Genomic DNA, 20,609 nt, shown 5'->3' with positions numbered 1-20,609 from the left:
GAACTCAATGCGGCGTGGCATAGCGGCCACCGCGCTGGTGGCGTCCCTCGCCCTCACGGCGACGGCCTGCGGCGGAAGTGACAGCGGCGACAGCGCCGACGGTCCGGTCACCATCACCTGGTGGGACACGTCCAACGCCACCAACGAGGCCCCGACGTACAAGACCCTGATCAAGCAGTTCGAGAAGGCCAACCCGGACATCAAGGTCAAGTACGTCAACGTCCAGTTCGACCAGGCGGAGAACAAGTTCGACACCGCCGCCGGTTCCAAGGGCGCCCCGGATGTCCTGCGCTCCGAGGTCGGCTGGACCCCCGCGTTCGCCAAGAAGAGCTACCTGCTGCCGCTCGACGGCACCGAGGCCCTCGCCGACAAGGACAAGTTCCAGCCGAACCTCATCAAGCAGGCCCAGTACGAGGGCAAGACCTACGGCGTCCCGCTGGTCACCGACACCCTCGCGCTGGTCTACAACAAGGAGCTCTTCGAGAAGGCCGGCATCACCGAGCCGCCCGCCACCTGGGACGACCTGAAGTCCGCCGCCGCCAAGATCAAGGACAAGACGGGCGTCGACGGCTACTGGGGTAGCACGCAGTCGTACTACGCCCAGTCCTTCCTCTACGGCGAGGGCACCGACACCGTCGACGTGGACGCCAAGAAGATCACGGTCAAGAGCGACGCCGCGGTCAAGGGCTACAAGACCTGGCTGAGCCTGTTCGACGGCAAGGGCCTGCACAAGGCCGACACCACCGCCGACGCCTACGCCCACATCCAGGACGCGTTCGTCAGCGGCAAGGTCGCCGCGATCATCCAGGGCCCCTGGGAGATCACGAACTTCTACAAGGGCTCGGCCTTCAAGGACAAGTCCAACCTCGGCATCGCCACCGTCCCGGCCGGCTCGAGCGGCAAGGCGGGCGCCCCGACCGGCGGCCACAACCTCTCCGTGTATGCGGGCTCGGACAAGGCCCATCAGGAGGCCTCGCTGAAGTTCGTGAAGTTCATGACGTCGGCGAAGTCGCAGGAGCAGATCGCCCTGAAGAACTCCACGCTGCCGACGCGTGACGACGCCTACACGGCCGAGGTCAAGGCCGACCCGGGCATCGCCGGCTTCCAGACGGTGCTCGGCGCCGCCCAGCCGCGTCCCGAGCTGCCCGAGTACAGCTCGCTGTGGGGCCCGCTCGACACCGAGCTGATCAAGATCGCCGGCGGCAAGTCGTCGCTGGACAAGGGCCTGACCGACGCGGAGACCGCGATCGCCAAGCTGGTGCCCGACTTCAGCAAGTGACCGTGAGTGGCCGCCGGATCCCGCCCGTCGAGGGGGCGGGCGGGATCCGGCGGCCACCGGCACGCCCTCAGCCGAACCGGGCAGCACCCGGCAGCACCCCGCAGCCCCGGGCAGCACCGGCAGCCCCGGCCGTCAGCGAGCAGATCTCCCTCAGAAGGTGTCGAACCATGACAGTCGCCGTCGAGAGCGCGGCCACCAAGAGCCGCGGTGACCGCGGGCCGCGCACCGGCCCGCTGCAGCGCCTGAAGCGCTCGTACCAGAGGTACTGGTACGCGTACGCGATGATCACCCCTGTCGCCGTCGTGCTCGGCGTGCTGGTGCTCTATCCCCTGGTGCGGGGCTTCTACCTCACGTTCACCGACGCCGACAGCCTCAACTCGGCGCGCACCATCGGCGTCAACCACATCGACGCCACGTACAAGTTCATCGGCCTCGACAACTACGCCGACATCCTGTGGGGACCGACCTCGTACGACCGGTTCTGGTCCCACTTCATCTGGACCGTCGTGTGGACGGCGCTCTGCGTCACCTTCCACTACGTCATCGGCCTGGGCCTTGCCCTGCTGCTCAACCAGAAGATGCGCGGCCGCACCTTCTACCGGATGCTGCTGATCCTGCCCTGGGCGGTGCCCACCTTCGTCACCGTCTTCTCCTGGCGGTTCATGCTCGCCGACTCCGGCGTCATCAACTCCATGCTGGGCGCGCTGCATCTGCCGCAGCCGCAGTGGCTCGAGGACACCTTCTTCCAGCGCTTCGCCGCGATCATGGTCAACACCTGGTGCGGTGTGCCGTTCATGATGGTCTCGCTGCTCGGCGGCCTGCAGTCGATCGACGCGTCCCTGTATGAGGCGGCGGAGATGGACGGCGCGAGCCCCTGGCAGCGCTTCCGCTACGTGACGCTGCCGGGCCTGCGCACGGTCAGCTCCACCGTCGTGCTGCTCGGCGTCATCTGGACGTTCAACCAGTTCGCGATCATCTTCTTGCTGTTCGGCGGCACAGCGCCGGAGGCCGACATCCTCGTCACCTGGGCCTTCTATCTGGGCTTCGGCCAGCAGCCGCGCGAGTACGCCGAGTCCGCCACGTACGGCGTGCTGCTGCTGTCCATCCTGATCGTCTTCACCTCCGTCTACCGCCGCTGGCTGGCCCGCAATGAGCAGCTCGCCGTCTGAGGCAGGAGTCCCCATGAGCACCACGACCCTCGACACCCCGGCCGCGGCGACGGACAAGACCCCGGCGGTACCGGCCCGCCGGGCGCGGCGGCGCGGCCGGCGCAGCCCCGTCGCCACCCTCCTCACGCACGGCGCGCTGATCGTCGCGAGCCTGATCGCGCTGTTCCCGATCGCCTGGCTGATCTTCCTGTCGCTCGGCCCCGACAAGGACGACTACCTGCACCCGGAGCGGATCCTCGACACGGCGACGCTGTCCAACTACTCCTTCGTGCTGCTGCACACCAACTTCTTCAACTGGCTGGCCAGCACGCTCATCGTGTCGCTCGGCACGACGGTCATCGGCGTGCTGTTCGCCGCCACCACCGGCTACGCGGTCTCCCGCATGCGCTTCCCCGGCTACCGGAAGTTCATGTGGATCCTGCTGGTCACCCAGATGTTCCCGGTCGCTGTGCTGATGGTCCCGATGTACGAGATCCTCTCGGAGCTGGGCCTCATCGACAGCTACGGCGGTCTCATCCTCATCTACTGCACCACGGCCGTGCCGTACTGCGCATGGCTGCTCAAGGGCTACTTCGACACCATCCCGGTGGAGATCGACGAGGCGGGCCGCGTCGACGGGCTCTCACCCTTCGGCACGTTCGCGCGGCTGATCCTGCCGCTGGCCCGCCCGGGCCTCGCGGTGGCCGCCTTCTACACCTGCATCACCGCATGGGGAGAGGTCGCGTTCGCGTCCGTCTTCCTGCTGGACGACACGAAGTACACCTTCGCCGTGGGCCTGCAGAGCTTCATCAGCGAACACGACGCGCAGCGCCACTACATGGCGGCCGCCGCGGTCCTGATCGCCGTCCCGATCTCCGCGCTCTTCTACCTCGTCCAGAAGAACCTTGTGACCGGCCTCACAGCAGGCGGCACCAAGGGCTGAGCCCATGCACACACGGAATAAGCATGAGTGCCCCGGTTCCGTAACTTCTGTGCGCCACCGTTTTCGTATCCCTTTACGCAGCAAGGACGTCATGAGTCAGCACACTGCCGAGCAGCCGCAGAGCTCCGCTCTCGCCACCGCGCCGACCCCCGGCTGGTGGCGCGACGCGGTGATCTACCAGGTGTATCCGCGCAGCTTCGCCGACAGCAACGGCGATGGCATGGGTGACCTGGAGGGCGTGCGTTCCCGACTGCCCTATCTGCGCGACCTCGGCATCGACGCCGTGTGGCTGAGCCCGTTCTACGCCTCGCCGCAGGCCGACGCCGGCTACGACGTCGCGGACTACCGGGCCGTGGACCCCATGTTCGGCAACCTCCTGGACGCCGACGCGCTGATCCGCGACGCCCACGCCCTGGACTTGCGGATCATCGTCGACCTCGTGCCCAACCACTCCTCCGACCAGCACGAGTGGTTCAAGCGCGCGCTCCAGGAGGGGCCCGGCTCGCCGCTGCGGGACCGCTACCACTTCCGCCCCGGCAAGGGCGAGAACGGCGAACTGCCGCCGAACGACTGGGAGTCCATCTTCGGGGGCCCCGCCTGGACCCGGGTCACCGAGCCCGACGGCACCCCCGGCGAGTGGTACCTGCACCTCTTCGCACCCGAGCAGCCCGACTTCAACTGGGAGCACCCGGCCGTCGGCGACGAGTTCCGCTCGATCCTGCGCTTCTGGCTCGACATGGGCGTCGACGGCTTCCGCATCGACGTGGCGCACGGCCTGGTGAAGGCCGAGGGCCTGCCCGACCTCGGATCGCACGACCAGCTGAAGCTGCTCGGCAACGACGTCATGCCGTTCTTCGACCAGGACGGCGTGCACGACATCTACCGCAGCTGGCGCAAGATCCTCGACGAGTACGCGGGCGAGAGGATCTTCGTCGCCGAGGCATGGACCCCGACCATCGAGCGCACCGCCAACTACGTGCGCCCCGACGAGCTGCATCAGGCGTTCAACTTCCAGTACCTGAGTACCGCTTGGGAGGCAGGTGAGCTCCGGGAGGTCATCGACCGCTCCCTGGACTCCATGCGCCCGGTCGGCGCGCCCACCACCTGGGTGCTGTCCAACCACGACGTCACCCGGCACGCCACGCGGTTCGCCAACCCGCCCGGCCTCGGCACGCAGATCCGCCTCGCGGGCGACCGCGAGCTCGGCCTGCGGCGTGCCCGCGCGGCTACGCTGCTGATGCTGGCGCTGCCCGGTTCCGCGTACATCTACCAGGGCGAGGAGCTCGGCCTGCCGGACGTCGTGGACCTGCCGGACGAGGTCCGCCAGGACCCCGCGTACTTCCGGGGCGCCGGCCAGGACGGCTTCCGCGACGGCTGCCGGGTGCCCATCCCGTGGACCCGTACCGGCTCCTCGTACGGCTTCGGCGAGGGAGGCAGCTGGCTGCCGCAGCCCGCCGAGTGGGGCGAGCTGAGCGTCGAGGCGCAGACCGGGGTCCCGGGCTCGACGCTGGAGCTGTACCGCAGCGCGCTCGGCGCCCGCCGCGAGCACCCCGACCTGGGCGCCGGCGAATCCGTCACCTGGCTCGACGCGCCCGCGGGCGTTCTGGTCTTCCGCCGCGGCGACTTCTTCTGCACGGCGAACACGACCGGGGAGAGCGTGCGCGTACCGGCCTACGGCCGCGTCCTGCTCGCCAGCGGGGACGTCACCGTGGCGAACGACGAGGCGGAGCTCCCGGCGGACACCACGGTGTGGTGGACGATCGGCTGACCTTCAGCGCCGTGTAGTCCGCTTGCAAGAGATTGCTGCGTTCTTTCAGGGGCCTGCCGCTTGATCGGGCGGCGGGCCCCTCTCGCGCTCCAAGCCCCTCCTGGCGCGGTTCGGGCAGGTCATTGGCGGTGCCAATGCCCGCCACTGCGGGGCGATTTCGTAAATGTGACGAGAGCATGTCGAAAGGGTTGACCCCATGCTCGCGGGCTCATACCGTCTGCTCACTGCAATTCTCTGACAGCTTGCAGCAAGAACCTTCAACTGTCCTACCGGCAGTCGTGTTGCCCTCCGGTGCCGGCACCCGAGGGCGTGTCGCCCCCACATACACGCAGAAGGAACCCGACATGGCCAGCAGAACCCTCTCCGGCGCGCTCGCCCTCGTGGCGGCCGCGACGGCCGCGGTCGCCGTCCCCGGCTCCACCGCGCAGGCGTCACCGCCCGGCACCAAGGACGTCACCGCTGTGCTCTTCGAGTGGGACTTCGACTCCGTCGCGAAGGAGTGCACGAACCGTCTCGGCCCGGCCGGCTACGGCTTCGTCCAGGTGTCGCCGCCCGCCGAGCACATCCAGGGCTCGCAGTGGTGGACCTCGTACCAGCCGGTCAGCTACAAGATAGCCGGGCGGCTCGGTGACACCACCGACTTCAAGGACATGATCGCCACCTGCCACAACGCGGGCGTCAAGGTCGTCGTCGACACGGTCATCAACCACATGTCGGCGGGCAGCGGCACCGGCACCGGCGGCTCCTCGTACAGCAAGTACGACTACCCCGGCCTGTACTCGGCGCCCGACTTCGACGACTGCACCGCGCAGATCTCCAACTACCAGGACCGGTACAACGTCCAGCACTGCGAGCTCGTCGGGCTCGCCGACCTGGACACCGGCGAGGAGTACGTCCGCTCGGCCATCGCGGGCTACATGAACACGCTGCTCGGCTACGGCGTCGACGGTTTCCGCATCGACGCCGCCAAGCACATCCCGGCCGCCGACCTCGCCGCCATCAAATCCCGGCTCAGCAACCCGTCCGCGTACTGGAAGCAGGAGGTCATCTACGGCTCCGGCGAGGCCGTGCAGCCGACCGAGTACACGGGCACCGGCGACGTCCAGGAGTTCCGCTACGCGTACGACCTCAAGCGGGTCTTCAACAACGAGAACCTCGCCTACCTGAAGAACTACGGCGAGGGCTGGGGCTACATGAGCAGCGGCGCCGCGGGCGTCTTCGTCGACAACCACGACACCGAGCGCAACGGCTCCACGCTCAGCTACAAGGACAACGCCAACTACACCCTCGCGAACGTCTTCATGCTCGCCTGGCCGTACGGCGCCCCGGACATCAACTCCGGCTACGAGTGGTCCAGCACGGACGCGGGCCCGCCCAACGACGGCACGGTCAACGCCTGCTGGCAGGACGGCTGGAAGTGCCAGCACGCCTGGCCGGAGATCCAGTCCATGGTGGCTTTCCGCAACGCCACCCGCGGTCAGTCCGTCACCAACTGGTGGGACAACGGCAACGACGCCATCGCGTTCGGCCGCGGCAGCAAGGGCTTCGTGGCCATCAACCACGAGTCCTCGTCGCTGACCCGGACCTACCAGACGTCGCTGCCCGCGGGCACCTACTGCGACGTGCAGAGCCGCTCGCCCGTCACGGTGAACGGCTCGGGTCAGTTCACGGCGACGCTCGGCTCGAACACGGCGCTCGCGCTGTACTCCGGCAAGTCCAGCTGCTGATCCCACCTGGCCGGTTGGCCTCTCTGATCCGGTCGCCCGGCGTGTCATTGTCAGCCCCGCTCGCGCCGGGCGGCCGTCTCCCATAACCCTCGTAACTCCAAGGGAGTTTCCCGCCTTGATACGCCCTTCCTCGCCGCGTCCGCGCCTCGCGCGAAGAACCGCGGCCGTCGTCGCGGGCGCGCTGTGCGCCGCGCTCGTGCCCGCCGTACCGATGGCGGCCGCGGCGGTGCCCCCGCCGCCCTCCGACGCACGGCTCGCCGCCGAGCCCGCCCGCCACGACCTCACCCGTGAGCAGTTCTACTTCGTCCTGCCGGACCGTTTCGCCAACGGCGACACGTCCAACGACCGCGGCGGACTGACCGGTTCGCGACTGGCGACCGGTTACGACCCGACGGACAAGGGCTTCTACCAGGGTGGCGACCTCAAGGGCCTCACCAAGAAGCTCGACTACATCAAGGGCCTCGGCACCACGGCCATCTGGATGGCGCCGATCTTCAAGAACCAGCCCGTGCAGGGCGACGGCAAGGACGCCTCGGCCGGCTATCACGGCTACTGGATCACCGACTTCACCCAGGTCGACCCGCACTTCGGCACCAACGCGGACCTCGAGAACCTGATCGACAAGGCCCACGCGAAGGGCATGAAGGTCTTCTTCGACGTCATCACGAACCACACCGCCGACGTCGTCGACTACGAGGAGAAGTCCTACGGCTACCTCTCCAAGGGCGCCTTCCCCTATCTGACGAAGGACGGCGAGCCCTTCGACGACGCGGACTACGCGGCGGGCGGCCAGGGCTTCCCGAAGACGGACGCCGGCACCTTCCCCCGTACGCCCGTCGTGCCGGAGGCGAAGAAGGACCTGAAGGTCCCGTCCTGGCTCAACGACCCGTCGATGTACCACAACCGCGGCGACTCCACCTGGTCCGGCGAGAACGCCACGTACGGCGACTTCGTCGGCCTCGACGACCTGTGGACCGAGCGTCCCGAGGTCGTCGCGGGCATGGAGAAGATCTACAAGCGGTGGGTCAGGGACTTCGACATCGACGGCTTCCGGATCGACACCGTGAAGCACGTCAACATGGAGTTCTGGACCCAGTGGGCCACGGCCCTCGACACGTACGCAGCCCAGCAGGGCCGCGACGACTTCTTCATGTTCGGCGAGGTGTACTCGGCGGACACGTCCGTCACCTCGCCGTACGTCACCCAGGGCCGCCTCGACTCGACGCTCGACTTCCCCTTCCAGGACGCCGCGCGTGCGTACGCGTCGGGGGGCGGAAGCGCGAAGAAGCTGGCCGCCGTCTTCGGTGACGACTACAAGTACGCGACGGACAAGGCCAACGCGTACGAGCAGGTCACCTTCCTCGGCAACCACGACATGGGTCGCATCGGGACGTTCCTGAAGCAGGACAACCCGGGCGCGAGCGACGCCGAGCTGGTGCGCAAGGACAAGCTCGCCAACGAGCTGATGTTCCTCAGCCGCGGCAACCCCGTCGTCTACTACGGCGACGAGCAGGGCTTCACGGGCGCGGGCGGCGACAAGGACGCCCGCCAGACGCTGTTCGCCTCGAAGGTCGACGACTACCTCGACGACGACCAGCTGGGCACCGACCGCACGCACGCGAGCGACGCGTACGACACGCGTGCACCGCTCTACAAGGCGATCGCTGCTCTCTCCAAGCTGCGCAAGGACAACCCGGCTCTGGCGGACGGCGTGCAGACGGAGCGGTACGCGGCCGACGGCGCCGGTGTGTACGCCTTCTCGCGTACGGACGCCAAGAGCGGCACCGAGTACGTCGTCGCGGTGAACAACGCCGCCGAGGCGAAGACGGCGACCTTCGCGACCGGGTCCGCGGGCATGGCCTTCCGCGGGATCTACGGCACTGACAAGACCCTGACCAGCGGCGATGACAAGAAGATCACCGTCACCGTCCCGGCCGGGTCGTCCGTCGTCTTCAAGGCGGCCAGCAAGCTCGCCGCCCCGGCCACCAAGCCGGCGATCACCCTGAAGGCTCCGTCCGAGGGCGCCACCGGCACCGTCGAGATCTCCGCCGATGTCGATGGCGGGCAGCTCAACCGCGTCGTCTTCGCCGCCCAGGTCGGCGACGGCACGTGGCAGACGCTCGGTTCGGCCGACCACGCCCCGTACAAGGTCACGCAGACCATCGACGAGGACGTACCGCCCGGCACCGCCCTGCGCTACAAGGCCGTCGTCATCGACTCGGCCGGGCGTACGGCCAGCGCGACCGCCGCCGGCACGAGCGGCACCCCGCCCGCCGAGGAGATCCCGACGGCCTCCTCCCGGGACTACGCGATCGTCCACTACAAGCGCGAGGACGGCGACTACACCGACTGGCGGCTCTACGCCTGGGGTGACATCGCCGACGGCGAGGCGACCACCTGGCCCGACGGCCACGACTTCGTCGGCCGGGACGCGTACGGAGCCTTCGCCTGGGTGAAGCTGAAGCCCGGCGCGTCGAACGTGGGCTTCCTCGTCATCGACAAGGACGGCAACAAGGACGTCTCCGCCGACCGCTCCATCGACGTCACCAAGACGGGCGAGATCTGGGTCGAGCAGGGCAAGGAGACCGTACGGACGGAGCGGCCCGAGTCCGAGTACCCGGCGCCGGACAAGGCCAAGGCCACCCTGCACTACCACCGGGCCGACGGCGACTACGACGGCTGGGGCCTGCACGTCTGGACGGGCGCCGCGAACCCCACCGACTGGTCGAAGCCCCTGAAACCGGTGAAGACTGATGCCTATGGCGCTGTCTTCGAGGTGCCGCTCGCCGAGGGTGCCACCAGCCTCAGCTACATCGTCCACAAGGGCGACGAGAAGGACCTGCCCGCCGACCAGTCGCTGGACCTCACGGCGGACGGCTACGAGGTGTGGCTGTTGAACGGCCAGGAGGACTACCTGCTGCCACAGCCCGAGGGCTCCGCGGCTGCTCTCGACCTGACCACCTCCAAGGCTGTCTGGATCGACCGGAACACCGTCGCCTGGAACGGCAGCGATGCGGCCGCCTCCACTCAGCTGCTGTACTCCCGCACCGGTTCCATCGCTGCCCAGGATGGGGCGCTGACCAGCAGGGATGAGCGCTGGCTGCGGCTGGACAAGACCATGCTCACCGACGCCCAGAAGGCGAAGTTCCCGCACCTCAAGGACTACACGGCCTGGTCCGTCGACCCGCGCGACCGCGACCGGGTGCGTGAGGCGCTGCGCGGCCAGATCGTCGCCTCGCAGCGGGCCGCGAACGGCGCGGTGGTCGCGGCGACGGGCGTGCAGATCGGGGGCGTGCTCGACGACCTGTACGCCGATGCCGGTGCGACGAAGGTGGACCTCGGGCCGGTGTTCCACGACGGAAAGCCGACGCTCTCCGTGTGGGCGCCCACCGCCCAGAAGGTCGCCCTCGAACTGGACGGCACCTCCGTCCCCATGAGGCGAGACGCCTCGACCGGCGTGTGGTCGGTCACCGGCCCGAAGTCGTGGAAGGGCAAGCCCTACCGCTACGTCGTCGACGTCTGGGCGCCCACCGTCCAGAAGATCGTCACCAACAAGGTCACCGACCCCTACTCGGTGGCGCTCACCGCCGATTCCGAGCAGAGCCTCGTCGTCGACCTCGACGACCCGGCCCTCGCCCCGTCCGGCTGGTCGGCCCTGAAGAAGCCGAAGGCCGTCGCGCTGAAGGACGCGCAGATCCAGGAGCTGCACATCCGCGACTTCTCCGTCGCCGACAGCACCTCGCAGCACCCGGGTACGTACCTCGCCTTCACCGACAAGGACAGCAAGGGCTCCCAGCACCTGCGGAAACTCGCCGAGGCCGGCACCTCGTACGTGCATCTCCTGCCGGCGTTCGACATCGCCACGATCCCCGAGAAGAAGTCCGACCAGGCGACGACCGACTGCGACCTCGCCTCCTATCCCGCGGACTCCGAGAAGCAGCAGGAGTGCGTGGCGAAGATCGCCGCCAAGGACGCGTACAACTGGGGCTACGACCCGTACCACTACACGGTGCCCGAGGGCTCGTACGCGACCGACCCGGACGGGACGAAGCGCACGGTGGAGTTCCGGAAGATGGTCGAGGCGCTGAACGAGGACGGCCTGCGGGTCGTCATGGACGTGGTCTACAACCACACCGCGGCCAGTGGGCAGGCGAAGACCTCCGTCCTCGACCGGATCGTGCCCGGCTACTACCACCGGCTCCTCGCGGACGGTTCCGTGGCCACGTCCACGTGCTGCGCGAACACCGCCACCGAGAACTCGATGATGGGCAAGCTCGTCGTCGACTCGGTCGTCACGTGGGCGAAGGAGTACAAGGTCGACGGCTTCCGCTTCGACCTGATGGGGCACCACCCGAAGGCCAACATCCTCGCCGTACGCAAGGCCCTCGACGCGCTGACCCTCGAGAAGGACGGCGTCGACGGCAAGAAGATCATCCTCTATGGCGAGGGCTGGAACTTCGGCGAGATCGCCGACGACGCCCGCTTCGAGCAGGCCACCCAGAAGAACATGGCCGGTACCGGCATCGCGACCTTCTCGGACCGGGCTCGTGACGCCGTCCGCGGCGGCGGCCCCTTCGACGAGGACCCGGGCGTCCAGGGCTTCGCGTCCGGCCTCTACACCGAGCCCAACTCCTCGAAGGCCAACGGCACCGAGGCCGAGCAGAAGGCCCGCCTGCTGCACTACCAGGACCTGATCAAGGTGGGGCTCTCCGGCAACCTGGCCAACTACACGTTCACCGACTCCGAGGGCCGCACGGTCAAGGGCTCCGAGGTCGACTACAACGGTTCGCCCGCGGGATACGCGGAGGCGCCCGGTGACGCCCTCGCATACGCCGACGCGCACGACAACGAGACGCTGTACGACGCGCTCGCATTCAAGCTGCCGTCGTCCGTGAGCGCCGACGACCGGGCACGCATGCATGTCCTCGCCATGGCGACGGCCGCCCTGTCGCAGGGCCCGGCGCTGTCCCAGGCAGGCTCCGACCTGCTGCGATCCAAGTCCCTGGACCGCAACTCGTACGACAGCGGGGACTGGTTCAACGCCATCCACTGGGACTGCGCGGACGGCAACGGCTTCGGGCGGGGGCTGCCCCCGGAGGCCGACAACAAGCCCAAGTGGCCCTATGCCCAGCCGCTGCTCACGGCCCCGACGCTCACGGTGGGCTGCGCCCAGATCAACGGCGCGTCGGCCGCGTACCAGGACCTGCTGAAGATCCGTACGAGCGAGGACGTCTTCGGACTCTCCACGGCCGACGACGTGCAGTCCAAGCTCTCCTTCCCGCTGTCCGGGAAGGACGAGACGCCGGGCGTCATCACCATGCGCCTCGGTGACCTGGTCGTCGTCTTCAACGCCACGCCCGAGCGGCAGACCCAGCGCATCGAGGCGCTCGCGGGCACGGAGTACGCGTTGCATCCCGTGCAGGCCGCGGGCGCGGACGAGGTCGTCAAGCGGGCCGTGTATGAGACGGGCTCCGGGACGTTCACGGTGCCGGGGCGGACGGTCGCGGTGTTCACGGCGGGATAGACCGAGCCGGTGTGTCAGGAAGGGGGCGGGTCCTCGGGCCCGCCCCCTTTCTGCCGTTGTCGGTGGGATGCGCGAGGATGGGCCCATGCCTCAGATCACCGTTGACCATTCCGCGCAGCTGACCGACGTCTTCGACCGGCGGGGTTTCGGGCTCGCCCTGAACCCGCTGGTCGTCGAGGTGGCGGCCGCCAAGATAGAGAACTGCAAGATCGTGTTCCGTGCCACCGAAGAGACTGTGGTCGGCGACGCGGCGGACGGTCACGCCATCGTCCATGTCACCATCGGCCTGCTCGCGGGCCGCTCGGAGGAGACGAAGGCGCGGCTCACGGAGGGCGTACTCGACCTCGCGCGGCAGTTCCTGAAGCCCGCCGAGGGTCTGGCGCTGCATGTCTCCGCCGAGGTGCGGGACCTCGATGACTCGTACCGGAAGTATGACGAGGGGTGAGGCCGGAAGTACGAGGAGGGGGTGAGGGCTCAGGGTGAGGGCTCAGACAAGCTGAAGGCCCGGGAAGGCTGAAGAACGCTGAAGTCTCAACAGCTTTGCGACACCAGCGTGGTGAGCCGGCCCACCAGGTCACCGAACGGACCGTCGGCCGGCTCGTCCGCCAGCACGCGCCTCAGTACGCCAGCCATGTCCGCGTCGTACGCGGCACTCACCGCAATCAGAGCTGCGAAGTCGTGAACGAGCTGCACCTCCAGCTCGGCCCTCGGTATGCGGCGGCCGTCCAGCCAGATCAGAGCCGTCGCCTCGGCGAGCGAGATCCAGGAGCGCACGACGAGTTCGAGGCGGGCGGGCGGCTCGCTGATCCCGAGATGCTCGATGATCTGCTCGTACGCCGCCTGCCGCACCGAGTCGATGAGCGCGTTGGTGGTCGACGCCGTCTCCACGGAGTAGGCGCCGCCCGCGGGTACCGCCGGGCCGCCGCGCATCAGTGCCGAGAATCCGGGCCCGTGCTCGTCGACGAAGTCGAAGAAGCGGCCCATGACCCTGTGCAGCCGTGTGCCCAGGGGTCCTTCGCGGGGCTCCACGAAGCGCTCGGCGAGATCCTCGGCGGCTCGCTGCAACGCCGCCTCGTACAGGCTGAGCTTGCCGGGGAAGTAGTGATAGACGAGCGGGCGTGAGATGCCTGCGGCCGACGCTATCTCGTCGATCGAGACCTCGTCGGGCGAGCGGTGACTGAACAGTTCGAGTGCGACCCCGATCAACTGCTGCCGCCGTTCCTCGACTCCCATTCTGCGGCGCACCCCGACTGTCATACGAACACCCTAGCGACGCGGACACCTTCATGTCGTCACGGGATCCCCCTGCGACTCCCCATGGTTCCGGCACGAGTTGTTCACCGTGGGCCTCCGGGGGACGGCATCCAGCCAGCCTTTCAGAGGAGCTAGCGCAGCACTGAGACACCCCTGCCGTCTGCGAGTCGTCCTCTCAGTCCCGCCTGGGCTCCCTGCCTCGTCCGCACGGACAGCACATGGCCCCGGGCGCTGCCGCTCACCGCACCCGTGGCCTGGACGGACACCACCTGCTTGCTGCCCGCGGCCAGCAGATACCACGCCCCGGACTGCGACTTCCACAGCACGCCCGCCAGGACGTGCGGTTCGCGTGTGCCGCAGGCGGGGGAGTCCTCGGCCTTGGCCGCGACGGCCCCGGCCGCGCCGCCGGGTTCCAGGAAATGGGCGAGGACGCGGCTGCCGGCGCCGCGCCAGGTCTCGGCCCGGGTGCACATCCATGTCGCGGAGCCGTCTCCCTCGGGCAGGTGCTGCCGGGCGTACTGCCACAGGTTCACGGACCGCACGCCGTGGGAGCGCACCGCGGTGAGCGAGCAGGCGGTGCGTGCCCAGCCGGCGAGCGACAGGGGTCCTGTCGCGTCGCGGGGCGTCCCGGGGCGGCCGGCGGTGAGATGCGCGGGTACGAGCTCGCCGAGGTCGGTCAACAGCCGCGTCGACGCGTCCTGCCGCACCTGCAGGACGTTCCATGAACGGCAGGCGCCGGACCGGGCGGGGCCGACGAGCGGATCCGTGATGCCGTCCGGGGCGCGCCCCAGCTCCCTCGGCTCCGCCTCAGGCCGCAGCAGATCGCGCATGGAGGCCGCCGACACCCAGGGCGCCGTCAGATAGCGGACGTTGCCGTCGGCCCGTGCGACCACCACGGCGTTCGCCTCCTCGGCCTTCGCCCCGTCGACCCGGGCGAAGTCCAATGCCGCACCGCTCGTGCCGTTCTTCGGCTCCGCGTACCGCACGATGCGCAGTCCGTCGTACAGCAGGACCACCCTGGCCTCGTCCACCTCGCCCGCGTACAGCAGTTGCGCAGGGCCCGGTGGTGCGCCCGCCGGGGTGCCGGGCGTCGCGGACACCTGGACGGACGGGCCCGGTCGCGCCCATACGGCGAGGGCGCGCCGCAGCAGTGCCCGGTCGCCGGTGAGGCCGCCGCGCGCGGGCCACACCGAGAAGTCCATGCGCGCGGACTGTTTCCAGGCCGTGGGCGCGGCCACGGTGAGCTGGGCGGGGTCGAGGGCGGCCTCGGCGGCGGGGTTCTGTGCGTACGGCGGAGCCGCCGGGCCGTCCGGGCCCCAGCCGCTGCCCGGCATCGCGAGCAGCGCCGCGCACACCACCACGGCGGCCGCGGCTGCGGCGGCCGCCTTCATGTGGTGCCTGCGGCGCACGAGGTCGGTCGGCCGGGCCTGCAGGGAACACGGGTCGAACTCCGGGGACTCCAGCAGTTCGTACCTGGCCTCGAGACCGTCGGCCTCCCTAAGGGCCGCGGCCGGGTCGGCGGCGCCGGCCGAGGCGAGCACCGCGGCCACGTCGGCGTCCCTGAGGCGCTCCAGTCCGCGCAGCACGTAGGCAGCCCGGGCCGGTGCCGAGAGCGCCGACAGGCGCTGGTCGAGGGCCAGTTCGGCGGCGCCGCCCGACCGGGGGAACAGCCGCAGCCCCCACACCTGCGGCAGCAGCGGCGGCAGCTGCACGCGCCAGGGCCATGTCCGCCAGCTGAACCGGCGTCCGGCCCTGAGGGCGGTGCGCAGCACCTGGAGCCTCACATACGCGTACCCCGGATCGCCGTTGCGGCCCGCGCCCCGCTGCGCCGCCTGTGGAGGAATCTCCCAGGCCCTCAAGCCGGCTGGAGGAACCGCCGCGGGGCCGTCCGACGCTTCCGGGGCGCGGCCCCCGGGCAACGCGCGCTGGGTGACCGCGTGGGCCGTCAGTACCCGGCGGCCCGGGCCCAGGCTCGGCGGCAGCACCAGATAGGCCAGCCGGACGAGCCGCGCGTAGTGCTCGACGAGCGCGGCCTCGGCCTGCTCCACCGCGATGGCCTGGCCGTGGGCGTGATCGGGGAGGGTGACGACGTCCTGTGACTGCACGTTCAGCAAAACGAGCGAATCATCGGATGGTCACCTCGGCGGGTTCACCCGGGCGTGTCGCGTTCTGGATGTACGAGCCGGCGAGGGTCCGGTCCCTGTTGACTTGAGCCGGAACGGATCGACTTGAGCCGGAACGGGTTGACTTGAGCCGGAACGGTTCCGCGAGACCAGGTCCGGGAGCGGGAGCGGGTCGCCGATTGAGCGCGCGGCGTGCGGCAGCCGTATCGAAGGCGGGACCCTCGACGAGGGGCCCAGCGGCATGGGCGGTTCGACCGACCACGTTGCATGTCGCCAGGCGAAGTCGCCGGACGAGGTGGCCGGACGAAGTGGCCGGACGGAACCGGAGGGAACGTATGAGGCCGACGCGGGAAAGGCTTGCGGCTGCCGGAGCCGTGGTGCTGCTGGCGCTACCCGGTTGCGGCGCGGGCGGCGACGCCGACGGCGTACCGGAGACGGCGACGGGGAGCCTGGAGCACCTGGCCGGCGAGGTGGACTGCAAGCCGGACATCCAGACGGACGCCGCCGAGCTCCGCCAGGCGATCTGCACAAACGGCGACGGCCGGTTCGTCATCGCGACGTTCGCCACCGACCGGGGTCAGCGCGAGTGGCTCAACGAGGCCAAGGACTACGGCGGTTCGTATCTCGTCGGCCGCAAGTGGGTCGCCGTCGGCGAACCGAAGGTGGTCACGGCGCTGCGCGGCCGGCTCGGGGGGACCGTGGAGACCGGTGCCTCGCACCACTCGGGGAGCAGCGGTGGCGGGGAGAGCGAGGACGCACACTCCGGTCACCCCATGAGCTGACCGCGCAGGATCGTGGGATACGACGGGCTCGGATGCGGCGGGCTGGGATGCGGCGGGCGGGGGCTCGGGGATCCCGCCCGCCGTCATCCGGGCGGCAGGTGCCGGATCAGCGGCAGCGCCGGCCGCTGTTGATGCAGTCGACCATCTTGTTCATCAGGTTCTCGTCGAAGACGTTGATGAAGTCGTCGTGGTCGGTGATCGGCTTGTGCAGCTGCTCGGGGAACCCGTCCACAGCGAACGGGTTCTGCACCTGCCCGTTCTCGATCACCGGCCGCTGCACGTCGTACACCAGGCGCATCGTCAGCTGCGGAATGGCCGTGAAGTTCGCCGGGCAGGCCCCGGTGGCCGGGTCCGCGAAGGCCACGTGCGTACGGTGGTTGGCGCTGTCGATGTTCTGGCCGTCCCAGCAGCTCTGGAAGTCGAAGGTCCGCACGACCTTGCTGCCGTCGGGGCACAGCGGGTACTTGTCCGTCAGCTGCCGGTCCTCGAATCCGGTGCAGCTCCACGAGGCGTTGGCGTTCGCGTCGCCGTTCGTGAAGGCCTTGGCGTCACCGGTGATGATGCGCAGGAACTTCGGCATGGCGACGACCTTGCTCTGCGGATTGCCGACGAACGTGATCTGCGCCTGTTCGGCCCGCAGCACCCGGCCGACGTTCCCCTCCTTGCCGCCGCCGTCCGCGTTGGCGTCGAACTCGTTCGTGCCGTCCTGTACGCGCAGCACCGGCCAGTAGTACGAGGACTTGTCGCCCTGGTTGGCGCAGGTGGTCTCGGCGTTCGCGAAGGTGTCGTTGTTGGCGAAGGCGTCGTTCGCCTGGTTGCCGACGTAGTCGTGGAGGTGGTGGGCGCCGTTGCTGACGCCGGGCGCCACGATCACGTTGTCGGTGTTGAACTTGCCGTTCTCGTTGGTGCCGCAGGAACTCGTGAACGAACCCCGCGACGCGTTCTGGCCCCGCTGCGGCTTCTGGACGTTGGGCTGGACGGTGGTGATGTCGACGAAGTCGTCGGCCACGGGCCCGTTTCCGGCCTGGCCACCGTTGCCCTGATCCTGACCGCCGTTCTGGTCCTGGCCGTCGCCGCCCTGGTCCTGGCCGTCGCCGCCCTGGTCCTGGCCGTCGCCGTTCTGGCCGCTGCCGTCCTGGTCCTGGCCGTCGCCGGCCTGCCCGTCGTTGGTCTGGGGCTGGTCCGCCGCGCGACCCGTGCAGGGGGCGAGGGAGTCCAGGTTGTCCGGCGGAGTGCCGCCCACGCGGCTGATGATCAGCTCGATACGGTCGATGACCGCCGCCCGTTTGTCCTTCAGCGGACCGAGAATGGCGTTCTGGACGAAGTTCGGGTCCCTGGACGCCGCGTCGCGGGTCGTGGCGAGGCGGTTGTAGGCCTCGGTGATCTGGCGGTCGAGGTTGGCCAGTTCGCCGTCGACGCCCACGCGCGCACCGTCCGGTACGTCGGTCAGTGCGTTGCCGACGTCCGGGCAGTCGATGGTGGCCACCTGCGCGGCCGTGGTCTGGGTCTGGCTTCTCCGTGTCGAGTTCTCCTCGTGTGCGGAGGCGTAGAAATTCGCCGCGATCAGGCCTCCGCCGCCCAGAACGAGGGCCGCCGAGGCGGCGATCGCACGGTTGGCGACGGTGGAGCGGCGTTTGCGCGATGTGCGTCCCATCGGTCTCCTAGCGAGGGGGGAATCGCTTCCCTGGCCTGTGGTACTTTCGGGCTGCCCCGCAAGGGGTCGGTTCGGGCTGGACCGCAACCCTCGGGTTGGAAGCCCTCCTCCTTCGGGTGGGGGAGCGGAGTCACGGAACTCCTCTGGCTTCCGCCGTTCGATACGGAAGAGGCCCCTGAGGTGTTCAGCCGCCCCGGATATTCATCGAACTCTCCGGGGCCAATTCGGCCCAACGCGCGCAGAAGTCCCCTGGATTCAGCGCGAGTTGGGCTGATTTGTCATCGGCCACCCAGTACCTTCGCCTCCACCACCGGATCCAGCCCCACACTCGGACGGTCCGGCCGCTGCGGCGCCGTCCCCCCGATCGACCGCAGCCACTCCCACGTGTCGCCGACCGTCTCCGCGACGCCGCGGCACCGCAGACCCGCGCCGAGCGCCTTGGAGACGCCGATGCCGTGCAGCGCGTCGTGGCCCTCGCTGCCCGGCGGAACCCAGATCGGCAGCTGCGTCCACGGCTCGATCCCCGCGCCGAGGACCACCTCGGGCTCCGTCCACCGCAGCTCGGCGGCGGCCCCCGTGACGCGCACGCAGGTGTCGAGCAGTTCACCCATCGTGGTGTGCCCCTGAGGGCTCGCCAGGTTGTACGGGCCGCTCAGCCCGCCCGCCGCCGCGTCGAGGATCCACTCGGCGAGGTCCCGGACGTCGACGTACTGCAGGGGCAGCGAGCGCGGGCCGGGCGCCAGCACCGGTCCGCCTCTGGCGATCCGGCTCAGCCACCACGGGAGCCGGCCGATGTTCTCGTGCGGGCCGAGGATCAGCCCGGACCGGACCAGTAGCGACCGGTCGTCGCCGAAGGCCGCCACCGCCGCCAGCTCGCCGCCCCGCTTGTCCCGCGCGTAGTCGGTCTGCCCCGCGTCGGGCGAGCCGTCCGCCAGCGGAGCGTCCTCCGCGTACCCCGCCGCCGGGGGCCACGCGTACACCGAGCAGCTCGACACATAGACGTAGGCCCCGGCCCGGTCCGCCAGCAGCGCCGCGGCATCCCGCACGGCGCTCGGCGCGGCCGACCAGGTGTCGACCACCACGTCCCACTCGCCGTCGGCGAGCGCCGCCAGCCCGCCTGGCGCCGTGCGGTCGCCGCGCAGGGCGCGGGCCCCGGCGGGCGGCGCATGGCGACCGCGGTGGAAGACCGTCACCTCCCAGCCCCGTGCCAGCGCCGCCTCCGCGACGGCGCGCCCCGCGAACTCCGTACCACCCAGCAGCAGAATCCTCATGCCGGTGACTCTGCCCCCAGCCGCTCCGCGGGACAGGGGATTCAGCCCGCAGGGGAACCTTTCCGCTGAGAGGCGAACCCGCGGGACGCGACCGGGGGGAGAGGGCGACGGGCCGGAGCCTCGCTGGCAACGGTGGCCTCAACCGGCCGTGGGCGGCGTGTACTTGTAGCCGACGCGCCGCACCGTCTGGATCGCCTGGCGGTGCTCGGCTCCCAGCTTGCGCCGCAGCCGCGCGATGTGGACGTCGACGGTGCGGCCGTCACCCACGTGCCCGTAGCCCCACACGGTGGTCACCAACTGGTCGCGGGTGTGCACCCTGTGCGGATGGGCGACGAGATGGGCGAGCAGCTCGAACTCGAGATACGTCAGGTCGAGCGGCCGCCCGTCGACCTCGGCGGTGCGCTGGGCGGTGTCGATCCGCACGAGCTCGCCGCTCTGCTCGTGTGCGCCGCCCTGCTCGGGCGCCTCAGGCGCTTCGCGCAGATCCTGTGCGCCAAGGGCAGCGGGCTGCCCGGCGAGGCCTCGGCCGGGCTGGTCGGCCTGGCCCTCCGGGACCGGGAACGGCAGTACGCCCTGCTGGTCAGCGGGTACCAGGACCAGGTAGCCGATCATCGGCGGGCGGCCGGGGAGCGTGGGCAAGGTGTGCTGAGGTGCGGGCAGCCACGTGGCGCCCGGCGGCAGGAAGTCCGCCACGTCCACCACCTCGTCCCGGTCGACGGCACGCAGCCGATGACGGGCGGGGTGTTGTGCCGCGGCCGGAGCGGTGGTCGCGGACGTCGCGGTCGTCGCGCTGGCGGTGGAGAAGGAACGGGAGTTCGCCATGGGAGGTCAGCTCTTTCGCGCGAGAAGTCGTCTTGGGGGCTCCTCCCAGGCCCTTGAGGCACTGGGGGAGTCGAGGACTGTGCGTCAGTGGCAGCAGTCGTCGAGGGACGTACGTCGTGCGCGCTGGCCGAAGGCCGGAGTGAACGGCTTTAGAGGGCCCGCGCGTTCACGCGGGGCAACACACCCGGTCGAAGTCGTGGTGCTGACGGGAAGGCCAGAAGGGCTCGAGGTCGCCATGACCCGTCGCGGTGTTCTGGAAGCCGTCCATGTCCCCATTGAAGCAGACGACGGGTGAGCGCAGCAGCTCTCCGGCT

Annotated in this window: 13 protein-coding genes; 8 read left to right on the top strand and 5 right to left on the bottom strand. The window is 69.7% G+C overall.

The genetic code is table 11. From position 1 onward, the window contains the following. Positions 1-7 precede the first annotated feature (7 nt). The 7 genes from STSP_RS04835 to STSP_RS04805 all read left to right on the top strand — a co-directional run bounded on the left by STSP_RS04835 (position 8) and on the right by STSP_RS04805 (position 12,834). Positions 8-1,279 (top strand): extracellular solute-binding protein, encoded by a 1,272-nt coding sequence (locus STSP_RS04835; RefSeq protein ID WP_067272485.1) that lies wholly within the window; start codon positions 8-10, stop codon positions 1,277-1,279. Positions 1,280-1,446: 167 nt separating this feature from the next. Next, a complete protein-coding gene (locus STSP_RS04830) occupies positions 1,447-2,448 on the top strand; it encodes a carbohydrate ABC transporter permease (RefSeq protein ID WP_067272482.1) in 1,002 nt (333 codons plus the stop codon). Between the two features lie 13 nt (positions 2,449-2,461). Further along, the gene (locus tag STSP_RS04825) at positions 2,462-3,370 is read left to right on the top strand and encodes a sugar ABC transporter permease (protein WP_067272479.1); all 909 of its coding nucleotides are present in this window, start codon (positions 2,462-2,464) and stop codon (positions 3,368-3,370) included. 91 nt (positions 3,371-3,461) lie between these two features. Continuing rightward, positions 3,462-5,138 carry a glycoside hydrolase family 13 protein gene (locus STSP_RS04820; protein ID WP_067272476.1) on the top strand — a complete coding sequence of 559 codons (1,677 nt, stop codon included), beginning with the start codon at positions 3,462-3,464 and terminating at the stop codon, positions 5,136-5,138. Positions 5,139-5,482: 344 nt separating this feature from the next. Then, the gene (locus STSP_RS04815) at positions 5,483-6,865 is read left to right on the top strand and encodes an alpha-amylase (protein ID WP_067272474.1); all 1,383 of its coding nucleotides are present in this window, start codon (positions 5,483-5,485) and stop codon (positions 6,863-6,865) included. A 115-nt stretch (positions 6,866-6,980) separates the two neighbouring features. Further along, on the top strand, positions 6,981-12,389 hold the full coding sequence (pulA, locus tag STSP_RS04810; protein WP_232789522.1) for a pullulanase-type alpha-1,6-glucosidase: 5,409 nt from the start codon (positions 6,981-6,983) through the stop codon (positions 12,387-12,389). Positions 12,390-12,474: 85 nt separating this feature from the next. Further along, positions 12,475-12,834: a 5-carboxymethyl-2-hydroxymuconate Delta-isomerase gene (locus STSP_RS04805; RefSeq protein WP_067272470.1), complete on the top strand. Its 360-nt coding sequence runs from the start codon at positions 12,475-12,477 to the stop codon at positions 12,832-12,834. Positions 12,835-12,920: 86 nt separating this feature from the next. Here the strand turns inward: STSP_RS04805 and STSP_RS04800 are convergent, their stop codons facing one another. Then, positions 12,921-13,646 (bottom strand): TetR/AcrR family transcriptional regulator, encoded by a 726-nt coding sequence (locus STSP_RS04800; protein WP_067272467.1) that lies wholly within the window; start codon positions 13,644-13,646, stop codon positions 12,921-12,923. Between the two features lie 128 nt (positions 13,647-13,774). Beyond that, a complete protein-coding gene (locus tag STSP_RS04795; RefSeq protein WP_067272511.1) occupies positions 13,775-15,748 on the bottom strand; it encodes a hypothetical protein in 1,974 nt (657 codons plus the stop codon). A 353-nt stretch (positions 15,749-16,101) separates the two neighbouring features. Between STSP_RS04795 and STSP_RS04790 the strand changes: the two genes are divergently transcribed. Then, positions 16,102-16,548 carry a hypothetical protein gene (locus STSP_RS04790; protein WP_067272465.1) on the top strand — a complete coding sequence of 149 codons (447 nt, stop codon included), beginning with the start codon at positions 16,102-16,104 and terminating at the stop codon, positions 16,546-16,548. 106 nt (positions 16,549-16,654) lie between these two features. On the opposite strand, the gene STSP_RS04785 is transcribed toward STSP_RS04790, so the two are convergent. The 3 genes from STSP_RS04785 to STSP_RS04775 form a co-directional block, all read right to left on the bottom strand. Continuing rightward, positions 16,655-18,202, bottom strand: coding sequence for a DUF1996 domain-containing protein (locus tag STSP_RS04785; RefSeq protein WP_067272462.1), 1,548 nt, complete (start codon positions 18,200-18,202; stop codon positions 16,655-16,657). A gap of 278 nt (positions 18,203-18,480) precedes the next feature. After that, positions 18,481-19,473, bottom strand: a complete 993-nt coding sequence (locus STSP_RS04780; protein WP_198547265.1) for an NAD-dependent epimerase/dehydratase family protein — start codon at positions 19,471-19,473, stop codon at positions 18,481-18,483. 138 nt (positions 19,474-19,611) lie between these two features. After that, positions 19,612-20,295, bottom strand: a complete 684-nt coding sequence (locus tag STSP_RS04775; RefSeq protein ID WP_067272459.1) for a winged helix-turn-helix domain-containing protein — start codon at positions 20,293-20,295, stop codon at positions 19,612-19,614. Positions 20,296-20,609 lie beyond the last annotated feature (314 nt).

Source organism: Streptomyces jeddahensis, from assembly GCF_001642995.1.
Taxonomy (GTDB): Bacteria; Actinomycetota; Actinomycetes; order Streptomycetales; family Streptomycetaceae; genus Streptomyces; species Streptomyces jeddahensis.
The sequence above is the reverse complement of the archived record's forward strand: the minus strand, read 5'-3'. Positions and strand labels throughout refer to the sequence as shown.